Raw genomic sequence first — 12172 nt, forward strand, 5'->3', positions numbered from 1 at the left:
GCCCGTCCCCAGACAATGAGGTCATCCGTGAGAAAGTCCCGTCGTACTCTGCTCGCCGCACTCGCCACCGTCGGCGCCCTCACCTCCGTCGCCGCCTGTGGCGGCGGTTCCGGCTCCTCCGCCTCCGGCTCCGGGAGCGCGGGCGGCTCGTACACCTTCTGGGACCCGTACCCGCAGTTCGACGCCTCCTCGGCGTGGGGCAAGCTCGTCACCAAGTGCGGCAAGGACGCCGGGGTCACCGTCAAGCGCACCGCCTACGACACCACGGACCTGGGCAACAAGGCGCTGCTCGCCGCCCAGCAGGGCAACGCGCCGGACGTGATGCTGGTCGACAACCCGGTCGTCTCCACCCTGGTGGAGGCCGGGATCCTCAACAAGACGAGCGACCTCGGGCTGGACACCACGGCGATCCAGAAGAACATCCTGGGCGCGGGCGAGATCGACGGGGCGTCCTACGGTGTCCCGATCGGCGCCAACACACTCGCTCTCTACTACAACAAGAAGATCCTGTCCGCCGCTCACGTCGACCCCGCCGCCATCAAGGACTGGGCGTCCCTGACGGCGGCTCTGAAGAAGGTCAAGGCCGCCGGAAAGAAGGGCATCACCTTCTCCGCCATCAACACCGAGGAGGGCAGCTTCCAGTTCCTGCCCTGGTTCTGGGGTGCCGGCGGCGACCTGACCAAGCTGAACTCGGCGAAGGGCGTGGCCGCGCTGTCGCTGTGGAAGCAGTGGGTCGACAGCGGGTACGCGCCCAAGGACGTGCTGCAGAACACCCAGACCACCAGCTGGCAGGAGTTCGCCACCGGCGACTACGCCTTCAGCGAGAACGGCACCTGGCAGCTCGGCAACGCGGACAAGGCCGGATTCGGGTACGGCGTGATCAACATTCCCGGCCAGAACGGCGGCTCGGCACCGGTGCCGACGGGCGGCGAGTTCGTCACCGTGCCCGTGCAGAAGGACACTTCCCGCTACGACGTCAGCAAGAAGATCGTCACCTGTCTGACCAGCTCGGCCAACCTGCTGTCCACGGACACCACCCTGACGTACGTCGCTCCCACCGCCACGGTGCAGGCCGAGCAGGTCAAGGCCAACTCCGAACTGAAGCCGTGGGTGGGTGCGGTGGCGGCGGCACGGGGCCGTACCAGCGGCGGTCTGGGCACCAAGTACCCGACCATCTCGCAGCCGATGTGGAACGCCGTCCAGGCCGCCCTGTCCGGTGGGAAGAGCCCGCAGGCCGCTCTCGACGCCGCGCAGACCGCCGCCGGCAAGGGCACGAGCTGACCCTCGACGCCCTTGCCCCGCGGCCTGCCCGGGTCCGTCCGTCCGACGGTCCCACGGCAACCGTGACCGTCCGGATCCCTCCCGCTCCGGGCAGGCCGCCCGCATTCAGGAGATCGCATGACCATCGCCCGCGTCGACCGCCGCGCCCAGCGGTCCCCGGCCGGCTCCGGGGCGACCCGCACCGCCGCGTCGCCGACCGTGCCGGAACTCCGGCGCCGTCAGCGCCGCAGGAGCCGGCTGACCGCACTGGCGTTCCTCGCGCCGCTGGCCGTCTACCTCGCCGCCTTCTACGTCTATCCCCTCTACCGCAACCTCGACCTGAGCCTGCGCGACTACACCGTCCGGTCGTTCGTGGCGGGCGACGCGCCCTTCTCCGGTCTGGACAACTTCCGGACCGTCCTCGACGACCCGACGTTCGGTCCGGCCATGCGCCACACGCTGGTCTTCACCTTCGTGTCGATCGCGTTCCAGTACGCGGCCGGGCTCGCCCTCGCGGTCTTCTTCAACCGGCACTTCCGGCTGGCCGGCACTCTCAGGGCACTGTTCCTGATCCCGTGGCTGCTGCCGCTGATCGTGTCGGCGTCGACCTGGTCATGGATGTTCAACAGCGAGTCCGGCGTCATCAACTACGCCCTGCACCTGGTGGGTGTGGCACCGGTGGACTGGCTCGACTCGCCCAGCTGGGCGCTGACCTCGGTCATCATCGCCAACATCTGGATCGGCATCCCGTTCAACCTGGTCATCCTCTACAGCGGACTGCAGAACATCCCGGGCGAGCTCTACGAGGCCGCGTCCCTGGACGGGGCGAGCGCCTGGCAGCAGTTCCGCCGGATCACCTTCCCGCTGCTGCGCCCGGTGTCGGCGATCACCCTGCTCCTCGGGCTCGTCTACACCCTCAAGGTCTTCGACCTGATCTGGATCATGACCAAGGGCGGTCCCGGCGACTCCTCCTCCACCCTGGCCACCTGGTCCTACCAGCTCGGCTTCGGCACCCTGCTCCCCAAGTTCGGTCCGGGCGCGGCCGTCGGCAACATCCTCATCCTCATCGCCCTCGTCTTCGGGCTGCTGTACATCCGCGTCCAGAGGAGGCAGGAAGCGTGAACTCCCCCATGCGCGGCAGGACGTACACGGTCATCGGGGTGCTGCTCACCGCGGTGATGCTCTTCCCGGTGTACTGGATGGTCAACGTCTCCCTCACCCCGCAGCAGGACATGCGCAAGAGCCCGCCCGACCTGCTGCCCCTGCACCCCACCTTCGAGGGCTACAAGGCCGTCCTCGACGACCAGATGCCCTACCTCGGCACCAGCCTGCTCATCGGCCTGGGCACGGTCGCCCTGACCCTCGTGCTGGCCGCCCCGGCCGGCTACTCCCTGGCCAAGCTGCGTCCGCGCGGCGGCGGGGCGCTCGGTCTGACCCTGCTCGTCGCCCAGATGATCCCCGGGATCGTCATGGCCATGGGCTTCTACGGCATCTTCCTGGACCTCGGTCTGCTCAACTCCTGGTGGGGACTGATCATCGCGGACTCCACCATCGCCGTGCCCTTCGGCGTCATGATCTTCACCGCGTTCATGTCGGGCATCCCCGGCGAACTCGTCTCGGCCGCCCGGATCGACGGCGCCGGCACCTTCCGCACCTTCTGGTCCGTCGTGCTGCCGGTGAGCCGCAACGCACTGGTCACCGTCTCGCTCTTCAGCTTCCTGTGGGCCTGGTCCGACTTCGTCTTCGCCAACACCCTCGACGGCGGTGGCGACCTGAGGCCGATCACCCTCGGCATCTACAAGTACATCGGCAACAACAACCAGGAATGGAACGCGATCATGGCCACCGCCGTCGTCGCGTCGATCCCCGCAGCAGTCCTGCTGGTACTCGCCCAGCGCTACGTCGCCGCGGGTGTCACCGCGGGCGCCGTCAAGGACTGAGCCGCCGGCCCCGCCCTCCGGGGGCCGCATCCCTTTCCCGCGTCATTCGAGGAGAACCTCGCCATGAGCCGCACAAGACCCCTCGCCCTCCTGGGCGCGGCCGCGCTCACCGCCGCCCTGGCGGCGGCCGGCCCCGCCCACGCCGCCCCCACGTCCGCCACCACCCTGGTCGTCAACGCCGACCAGACCCTACGTTCCGTCACCCATGTGGCGACCGGCAGCCTGTACGGCCTGGCGGACGCCACGACCCCCGCGGACAGCCTGGTCACCCCGCTGAAGCCGAACACCTTCGTGCAGATGGCCCCGGGCGGCTCGCAGCTGCCCAACGGAGAGCCGAAACCGGCAGGCGACGCCCTGGTCGTGGCCGCCAAGGCGGCCAAGGCGGGCGCCAAGGTGGTCGTACGCATGCCGGACTGGTACCCGGACTTCCCCTACAAGTGGGTCAGTTGGAGCGACTGGCTGTCCGCCGTGGACAAGCAGGTCGCCTCGGTGAAGTCCTCCGGCGCCACCAACATCGCCGCGTACGAGCTGTGGAACGAGCCCGACTGGACCTGGGACACCACCGACGCCGGCTCCTTCGACGCCGGCTGGGCCCGTACGTACGCCGAGGTCCGTGCGAAGGACTCCACGACTCCCGTCCAGGGGCCGAGCTACTCGGCCTGGAACCAGAGCTGGATGAGCACCTTCCTCACCGACGCCAAGGCGTCCGGCACGGTCCCGGACATCATCTCCTGGCATGAGCTGCAGGGCTCACAGGACATCGCCGCGCACGTGGCGGCGTACCGTTCGCTGGAATCGAGCCTCGGCATCAGCCCGCGGCCCATCGCCATCGAGGAGTACGGCACCACGAGCGAGATCGGCGTGCCCGGATCGCTGATCGGCTATGTCGCCAAGTTCGAGCGTGCGGGCGTGCACGATGCCGAGCTGGCCTTCTGGAACCACTACGGCACCCTCGGCGACACCCTGACCGACACCGGCGGCTCGCCCAACGGCTCGTACTGGCTCTACAAGTGGTACGGCGACATGTCCGGCAACATGCTCGTCACCACGCCGCCGGCCCAGACCGGCATAGACGGCGCCGCCTCGCTCTCGGGTGACGGCAGGCAGCTCAGCGTGATCTTCGGCGGCGGCAAGGGGGCGAGCGCGGTCACCGTCAAGGGCCTCGGCTCGGTGTCGGCGCTGAGCGGCACGGTGCACGTGAAGCTGGAGTACACGCCGTCCAAGGGACGTACGACGGCGGTGTCCGCCCCGATCACGATCTCGGACACCGACTACACGGTCTCGAACGGCCAGATCACCGTTCCGGTGGCCACCAACGCGACCGACGGCTACCACCTGGTGATCACCCCGACCGGCACCTCCACCTCACTCGCCGGCCGCTACCAGATCACCAACAAGAACAGCGGCCTCGCCCTGGACACCACCGGTGCCGGCACCGCCCAGGGCACCGCCGTCGTCCAGGCCACCTCCACCACCGGCACCGACCAGAACTGGACCCTGGTGTCCGCCGGAAACGGCCTCTACAAGATCCAGCAGCAGGCCGGCGGTCTGCTGCTCGGCATCAACGGCATGAGCACCAGCGACGGCGGAACAGCGCTGATCTGGGGCGACAACGGTACCGCCGATCACCTGTGGCAGCTGATTCCGGACGGCAGCGGCTACTACAAGATCGCCAACTACAACAGTGGCCTCCTGCTGGGTGTGACCAGCATGAGCACGTCGTCCGGCGCCCAGGTCCTGCAGTGGACCGACAACGGCACGGCCGACCACCTCTGGAAGCTCACTGCCCGCTGACCCAGCCGACCACGGCCCCGCGCCCGCCCTCCCCGGCCGGCGCGGGGCCACCCCGTATCCAGAACGAAAAGCGGGTGGATGCACTCACAGCAGGTGCAGGAACAACCGGACGCCGGTGGGCTGGAAGACCACCAGCACCCGGTCAGTCGAAGACCGCTCAGAGCCGCGCCAGCACGGAAAGAGCGGCTTCGCGGAAAGAGACCTGCAAGCCAGACAGAGCCCTCATGGGTGTCGAGCGGCACCTGGACACGACGCTGGTGTCATCGCCCGCGGGCCGTGAGGCTGACCGAGTCGGGACTCCGTAGGCTGTGGCGGTGATCGTCCGATGCGTCAGAATCATCCAGCCCGGGACCTCGACGGTCGTGAGCGAGCATCCGGGTGTGCGGATCGGCGAGGAGTATCCGGTCCTCGAAGTGTCCGCGGCCCGGGCGCGGATTCTGTTCCGCCTTCCTGACCGCAGTGCGAGGCAGGATGATGTCGACTCGCCCGGACTGTGGGACGCCGACATGTTCGAGATCGTGTCCGACCGGATGCCGACCTGTTGGGTCACCGGGCTGGGGAACGGCTGGCTGACCCTCGCGCCCCGGGAGTGGCAGCGGCCGGGTTTCTGGGACGACTACTTCGATCACGTGCCGGACGCGGTTGCCGAATACGACCGCCTGAAGATCCGGATCATCGCGGAGGCGTGAACGCTCCCAAGGTCACCAGCACCGACCGCCACGGCGGCCGCCTCGCAGCCGTGGCGGCCAGGACCCGGCGAGCGTTCCGGTACTCGCCAGGCCCAGTGGACCACAACTGCAGATCTCCGCGGGAAATCGGGAAATCGAGCAGAACGCGGAACTATTGGGAGACCCGCAGGTCAGGCCCAGGAGGTCACCGGCGTGAACGAACTGTCCTGGCGGAACAGGTCGGTGCCGTCCGAGAGGCTCACGCGGAGTTGGTAGTCGTAGTGGCGCAGGTAGTAACCGGGGTAGTTGTACGACTCGAAACGGACCGAGCCGGTGGTCGTGCCGGTGCGGGCGATGAAGGTGGCGTCCCTGGCGAATGCCGTCGTGCCGTCGTTCGCGTCGAAGCGGCCCCGGAAGCCGTAGTGGCGCAGGTAGTTGCCGGCGGCGTCGCGGAACGAGTAGCCGTTGGCGTCGGCGAGACCCGCGACCATGGTGAAGGTGGCCGCCTGCTTGTCGGCCGTGGCGCTGGACCCGGTCACCACGGGGAGGTTGAGGAGGGAGGACACCTCCTCCCAGTACCTGGTGGTGTAGTTGACCGACTGGAAGGAGCGGGTCGCGTTCTTCGTCGGCGACGCGCCGCCGGCCACGGTCTCCTTGACGACCGTGAAGTGGCGGGCCGTGCCGGAGAGCGTGGGCAGGGCCGTGGGGGTGGTCCAGGTGGCGAACGTGTCGTAGCTGTCGCTGTAGTAGTAGTTGCCGTCGCCGTAGCCGTCGAAGAAGATCCGCCAGCCGCCGTTGTCGAGCTGGATCACGGAGGGGCCCTCACGGTAGCTGCCCCAGCCCGCCCAGTCGCCGGTTCTGGAGATCGTGTAGGGGCCCTTGAGGCTGGTGGCCGTGCCGTACTCGATGTACTTCGCCGTCTCGTTCTTCGTGAACGCGTGGTACGTCGAGCCGGCCTTCACGATGTACGTGTCGATGTGGTTCGCGCCGATGCCGGAGAGGGCGGTCGGTGACGTCCACGCCGTGAGGGCGGAGTCGGTCGCGGTCAGGACGTACGGGGTGAAGATCCACTCGTCGTCCGTCGTCGAGCAGGACACGATCACGTTGACACTACCGTCGCTGTCCACGAACCACTCCGGCGCCCAGGCGCGGGACAGGTCCGTGATCGGGATCGTGTAGTCGTACAGGAACGTCCAGTTGACCCGGTCGGCGCTGCGGGCGAAGCCGATCGTGGTGCTCTCGTCCTGCCAGGTGTGGGTGGTGTAGGTGATGTAGTAGTAGCTGTCCGTGTGCCTGAAGACGCTCGCGTCGCGGATGCGGTTGCCGGGCGGGGTGTAGGCCGAGGCCTGCAGGAGGCGGAAATCCGTGGCGTCGTCGGACTGGTAGACGTTCACCGTGCCGTCGTCGCTGTCGAGGAACGGCACGATGGTGTAACGGGTGGCGTAGCCGTTCGCGGGGGCGGTGGCCTCGGCCGCGCCGAGCAGGCCGGGCAGTTCGCCCAGAGCCAGAGCCGTCACGGGCAGGGCGGCCAGCGCGCGCAGCAGGGTGCGGCGGGAGGGGGTGGGGGGACGTGTGGTCACGGCGGCTCTCCGGGGGCTCGTGCAGACGCGGACACAGCGACGCGTTCGGCATTTCGAACTTGGTTCGATAAGTCGCGCAAAAGTAAAAGTTGCGGCAGGTTCACGTCAATACCTTGCACAGGACTGGGGCCCGGCTGAACGCCGACTGTGCGAAACCTGTCCTGCGGAGGCCCGATCGACGTTACTCTCCGGTAAACGCAGCGCCCCGGAGGTGGGTCCCCGCATGCCGTACGACCGTTCCACAGGCCTCGCCGAGTCCGTACGCGCCCTGGCCGAAGGTGAACTGACGTCACGTCAACTCGTCGAGTCGTGTCTCGCACGCATCGATGCCACCCAGGGCTCCCTCAACGCCTTCCGGATCGTGCGCCGTACCGCGGCCCTCGCCGAAGCGGACTCCGCGGACCGGGAGTTGGCCGCCGGAGTGCGCCGGCCGCTGCTCGGGGTGCCCGTCGCGGTGAAGGACGACACGGACGTGGCCGGTGAGCCGACCGCCTTCGGCTGCCGGGGCGATTTCCCGCCGGTGACCGAGGACGGGGAGGCGGTACGGCGGCTGCGCGCGGCCGGGGCGGTGATCGTCGGGAAGACCAACACCTGCGAGCTCGGCCAATGGCCGTTCACCGAGGGGCCGGCCTTCGGCGCCACCCGTAATCCGTGGCAGCCGCAGCACACCCCGGGCGGGTCCTCGGGCGGGTCGGCGGCCGCCGTCGCCGCGGGGCTGGTACCGGCCGCGCTCGGCTCGGACGGCGCCGGATCCGTGCGCATCCCGGCCGCGTGGACCCACCTCGTCGGCATCAAACCGCAGCGCGGCCGCATCTCCACCTGGCCACGCGGCGAGTCCTTCCAGGGCATCACGGTCAACGGCACCCTGGCCCGCACGGTCGCCGACGCCGCCCTGCTGCTGGACGCGGCCGGCGGGAACCACCCGCAGGACCCGCACCAGCCGGGCCGGCTGACGCTCGCCGACGCGGTCGGCCGCGACCCCGGGCGGCTGCGCATCGCCCTCTCCCTCAAACCGCCGTTCACCGCCCTGCCCGCCCGCCTCCAGCCGGAGGTGCGCACCCGCGTCCTCGAACTGGCCGGAAAGCTGGCCGCGTTGGGCCACACCGTCGAGGAGGCCGACCCCCCCTACGGCCAGATCGGGCTCACCTTCGTGCCCCGCGCCACGGTCGGGATCGCCGAACGCGTCCGCGAGGCACCGCACCCGGACCTTCTCGACCGGCGCACCCTGGAGGCGGCCCGCCTGGGCCGGCTGCTCGGCGGAGCCCCGCTGCGGGCCGCCCGGCGTGCGGAGGCCACCCTGCGGGCCAGGATCGGCGGCTTCTTCACGTCGTACGACGTGATCCTGGCCCCGACCACCGCCGCTCCCCCGCCCCGCGTCGGCGCGCTGCTGGGGCTGGGCCAGTTCGCCACCGACCGGGCGATGATCGCCGCCTGCCCCTACGCCTGGCCGTGGAACGTGCTGGGGTGGCCGGGGGTGAACGTGCCCGCCGGATTCACCGGGGACGGCCTGCCGGTGGGCGCCCAGTTGCTCGGCCCGGCGGACAGCGAGCCGTTGCTCGTCTCCGTCGCCGCCCAGCTGGAGGCGGAACTGCGCTGGCACGACCTCTGGCCGTCGCAGCCCGTGCCCGCGGACTCCCCGGCGGCATAGGGCGAAGTCTTCGGCTGGACAGGGCGAGGTCCCCGGCCGCACAAGGCGGAACCGCCGGCCACGCCGGAGCAGGCGGCTTTCCTCCCGCTTGACCTGACCGTACCCTCTGACCATGGACGATGCGTCGATGGTCGGGCTCATGGGACGGGTCACCGGGACGGTCGGGCCCGGGCTCGTCGGCGAGGTGATGGTCCGGGTCCGCGGGGGCGCCGAGCACTTCCTCGCGTACGCCGCCGACGGCACCGGCCGGTTCGAGCGGGGCACGGTCGTGATGGTGGTCGAGTACCTGCCGCCACGGACGGTCTACGTCACGCCCGCGTACGACAGTTGAGCGAGCATAGCCCCAGGTGAGGGGCGTATGCGTCAAGACTGCAACAAGGAATCGCCCGCGTCTTCACCCGGCGCTCGCACAGGCGCACACTCCCTTCGTTCGGTGCCGAAAGGGCACCATGCAAAGGGGGCGTATGCCGATGGTTGTCGGCGTCGTTGCGGGGGCGGCGGTTCTCGCCGTTCTCGTGTTGATCGGTGTGTTCAAGATGATGTGGCGGGTGGCCGAGCCGAACGAGGCGCTCATCATCTCCGGTTCGAAGCATCGGACCGAGGGTCTTGAGGAAGGCATGGGGTTCCGCATCGTCACGGGGCGCGGCACGCTGGTGCTGCCCGGCGTGCAGGCGGTGCGCAAGCTCTCCCTGGACCTGAACGAGACCGAGTTGTCGGTGGACTGCGTGACCCAGCAGGGCATTCCGCTGAAGGTGCGGGGTGTGGTCATCTTCAAGGTGGGCGACGACTTCGTGTCGATCGCCAACGCGGGCCGCCGTTTCCTGGACCAGCAGAAGATGATGTCCGAGCGGGTGCACAACGTGTTCGCGGGTCATCTGCGGTCCATCGTGGGCGGGTTGACGGTCGAGGACATGATCCGCGACCGGGACAAGCTCACCGGACAGACCCGGGCCGCCTGCGGCACGGAGATGGAGAAGCTGGGGCTCATCGTGGACTCCCTGCAGATCCATGAGATCGAGGACCCGACCGGGTACATCCAGAACCTGGCGATGCCGCACGCGGCCGCCGTCCAGCGGGACGCGCGGATCGCGCAGGCGGAGGCGAACCGTCTCGCCACCGAGGCGGAGCAGCAGTCGTTCGCCCGGATGGCGGAGGCCACCCGGGACAGCGAGATCCTTCAGGCCGGCTACCAGGCCGAGCGGGACAAGGCGGCGGCCCAGTCCCGTCAGGCCGGTCCGCTCGCCGACGCGGCCGCCCGGCAGGAGGTCGTGGTCCAGGAGACGCGGGTCGCCGAGCTGGAGGCGCACCGGCGCGAGCAGCAGCTCCAGGCGGACGTCCGCAAGCCGGCCGACGCCAAGGCCTATGAGAAGCGGACGCTGGCCGAGGCCGAGCGTGACGCGCGTATCTCGGCGGCCCAGGCCAAGGCGAAGGAGACGGAGCTGGCGGCCGCGGCCGAGGCGACCCGGGTCAAGGCGGCCGCGGGTGCCGACGCCGAGGCGACCAAGTCCCGGGGTACGGCGACCGCGGCGGCGACCCGGGCCACCGGTGAGGCCGAGGCGGCCGCCGCGCAGGCCAGGGGTCTGGCGGACGCCGAGGCGGTCAGGGCCAAGGGGCTCGCCGAGGCGGAGGCGATCAAGGCGCGCGCCGCCGCCCTCGCGGAGAACCAGGAGGCCGTGGTCGCCCAGCAACTCGCCGAGAACTGGCCGGAGATCGTCAAGGCGGGGGCCTCCGCCTTCGGCAACGTCGACAACATGGTGCTGCTCAACGGCGCCGACGGCATGGCGGAGTTGTTCGCGAAGGCGCTCACGATGGGCGGCACGGGGCTCGGTCTCGCCCGCCAGCTCCTCGCGTCGATGAACCCGAACGGGCAGGACCCGGCCGGGACTTCGCCCATCCTCAACGGGGTCACCGCCCCGAAGTCCCAGAAGGTTCCGGTGGAGCAGGACGGCGAGTAGCAGCCGCGAGACAGCGGGTGCCCTCGGCCGCGGCCGGGGGCACCCGCGCGCTCACTCCTGTGCGTTGAGCCGCCGCAGCAGCTCCAGCAGCGTCGCCCGTTCCGCCGCCGACAGCCCGGCGAAGCAGTCGGCGAGCACCTCGCCGGCCACGCCGTGCCCGGCCGCCAGCGTCCGCTCCCCGTCGGGGGTGAGATGGTGTCGGATGCGTCGCCCGTGGCCCGGTCGCCGTTCCACAAGGCCCTGCGCGGCCAGCCGGCCCACCAGCGTGCCGAAGGCCTGCTCGCTCTGGAAGGTGGCCGCGGCCAGCTCGCGCGCCGAGGCGCCCGGCGACCGGTCGATGGCACGCAGCGCGTCCCACTGCGCGAGGGTGGTGCCGACGGCCGCGAGCGCGCTGTCCAGCGCCCGGTGCTGCCGGTACTGGGCCTGTTTCACCGCTCTTCCGAGAACGTGCAGGTCATCGTGCATGGCTCCACTGTAACCGATGACTAAGCTTGTTTAAGTAAACATCCTTAGTTAGATTGGCGGCATGACGACGAACCGCATCGCCCACGTGTATCCCGACCTCCCCCTCTCCCTGACCGAGGCCGGCTCCGGCCGCCCGGTGCTCGTCCTCCACGGCGGCGGCGGCCCCGCCACGGTCGCCGGGCTCGCCGCCCGCCTCGCCGAGTCGGCGCACACCGTCACCCCCGTCCACCCCGGCTGGGACGGCACACCGCGCCCCGACTGGCTGACGAGCGTCGACGACCTCGCCGTCGCCTACCTCCACCTGCTCCTGGACAGTGAGTTGAGCGACGTCCTGGTCATCGGCTCCTCGCTCGGCGGCCGACTCGCCGCCGAGATGGCCGTACGCGACACGGCGGGGCTGATCACCGGCCTGGTCCTGGTCAACGCGGTCGGCGCGGAGATCGAGGGCGAGCCGGTCACGGACTTCTTCGCGCTGGACGCGCGCGCCCAGGCCGAGCACTCCTGGCACGACCCGGACCGCTTCTACGTCGACCCGGCCACCCTCCCCGCCACCGAACTCGCCCGCCGCCAGGCCAACATGGCGACCATGCGGCTGCTCACCGACGGCGGCCGGATGACCGACCCGAAGCTGCTGCCCCGGCTGGGGCGGGTGCGGCAGCCCGCGCTGGTGATCTGGGGCGAGAGCGACCGCATCGTCACGCCCTCATACGGCGCGGCCTATGCCAAGGCCTTCCCGCAGGGCCGGTTCGAGCCGATCCCGGAGGCCGGTCACCTTCCGCACATCGAACGCCCCGACGTGACCGCCGGGTTGATCGAAGCGGAGCTGCGCCGCACCGGCACCCCGCCTGTCCTCGCAGGCTGA

General features: G+C 70.1%; 11 protein-coding genes. 9 read left to right on the plus strand and 2 right to left on the minus strand.

What is annotated here, in order from left to right; all coding sequences use genetic code 11:
* Nucleotides 1–27: 27 nt before the first annotated feature.
* From OHB00_RS07945 to OHB00_RS07965, 5 genes are all read left to right on the plus strand, one after another.
* The gene (locus tag OHB00_RS07945; protein ID WP_406432664.1) at nucleotides 28–1281 is read left to right on the plus strand and encodes an extracellular solute-binding protein; all 1254 of its coding nucleotides are present in this window, start codon (nucleotides 28–30) and stop codon (nucleotides 1279–1281) included.
* Nucleotides 1282–1398: 117 nt separating this feature from the next.
* Nucleotides 1399–2382: a carbohydrate ABC transporter permease gene (locus OHB00_RS07950; protein ID WP_406432666.1), complete on the plus strand. Its 984-nt coding sequence runs from the start codon at nucleotides 1399–1401 to the stop codon at nucleotides 2380–2382.
* Nucleotides 2383–2390: 8 nt separating this feature from the next.
* Nucleotides 2391–3200 (plus strand): carbohydrate ABC transporter permease, encoded by an 810-nt coding sequence (locus OHB00_RS07955; protein WP_406445663.1) that lies wholly within the window; start codon nucleotides 2391–2393, stop codon nucleotides 3198–3200.
* A gap of 63 nt (nucleotides 3201–3263) precedes the next feature.
* Entirely contained in the window at nucleotides 3264–4994 is a 1731-nt protein-coding gene (locus OHB00_RS07960) for an RICIN domain-containing protein (RefSeq protein WP_406432668.1), read from the plus strand.
* 362 nt (nucleotides 4995–5356) lie between these two features.
* Complete coding sequence (locus OHB00_RS07965) at nucleotides 5357–5683, plus strand: hypothetical protein (RefSeq protein WP_406432670.1); 327 nt, start codon at nucleotides 5357–5359, stop codon at nucleotides 5681–5683.
* A gap of 170 nt (nucleotides 5684–5853) precedes the next feature.
* Here the strand turns inward: OHB00_RS07965 and OHB00_RS07970 are convergent, their stop codons facing one another.
* The gene (locus tag OHB00_RS07970) at nucleotides 5854–7242 is read right to left on the minus strand and encodes a glycoside hydrolase family 43 protein (RefSeq protein WP_406432672.1); all 1389 of its coding nucleotides are present in this window, start codon (nucleotides 7240–7242) and stop codon (nucleotides 5854–5856) included.
* Between the two features lie 223 nt (nucleotides 7243–7465).
* On the opposite strand from OHB00_RS07970, the gene OHB00_RS07975 reads away from it, so the two are divergent.
* The 3 genes from OHB00_RS07975 to OHB00_RS07985 all read left to right on the plus strand — a co-directional run bounded on the left by OHB00_RS07975 (nucleotide 7466) and on the right by OHB00_RS07985 (nucleotide 10845).
* Complete coding sequence (locus tag OHB00_RS07975) at nucleotides 7466–8890, plus strand: amidase (protein ID WP_406432674.1); 1425 nt, start codon at nucleotides 7466–7468, stop codon at nucleotides 8888–8890.
* Between the two features lie 112 nt (nucleotides 8891–9002).
* Nucleotides 9003–9221 carry a hypothetical protein gene (locus OHB00_RS07980; RefSeq protein ID WP_365683335.1) on the plus strand — a complete coding sequence of 73 codons (219 nt, stop codon included), beginning with the start codon at nucleotides 9003–9005 and terminating at the stop codon, nucleotides 9219–9221.
* A gap of 133 nt (nucleotides 9222–9354) precedes the next feature.
* On the plus strand, nucleotides 9355–10845 hold the full coding sequence (locus tag OHB00_RS07985; protein WP_406432676.1) for a flotillin family protein: 1491 nt from the start codon (nucleotides 9355–9357) through the stop codon (nucleotides 10843–10845).
* Between the two features lie 51 nt (nucleotides 10846–10896).
* Here OHB00_RS07985 and OHB00_RS07990 read toward each other — a convergent pair whose 3' ends face one another.
* Nucleotides 10897–11310, minus strand: coding sequence for a MarR family winged helix-turn-helix transcriptional regulator (locus OHB00_RS07990; RefSeq protein WP_406432678.1), 414 nt, complete (start codon nucleotides 11308–11310; stop codon nucleotides 10897–10899).
* A 61-nt stretch (nucleotides 11311–11371) separates the two neighbouring features.
* On the opposite strand from OHB00_RS07990, the gene OHB00_RS07995 reads away from it, so the two are divergent.
* On the plus strand, nucleotides 11372–12172 hold the full coding sequence (locus OHB00_RS07995; RefSeq protein ID WP_406432680.1) for an alpha/beta fold hydrolase: 801 nt from the start codon (nucleotides 11372–11374) through the stop codon (nucleotides 12170–12172).

This window comes from Streptomyces sp. NBC_00631 (assembly GCF_045206895.1).
Classification (GTDB): Bacteria; Actinomycetota; Actinomycetes; order Streptomycetales; family Streptomycetaceae; genus Streptomyces.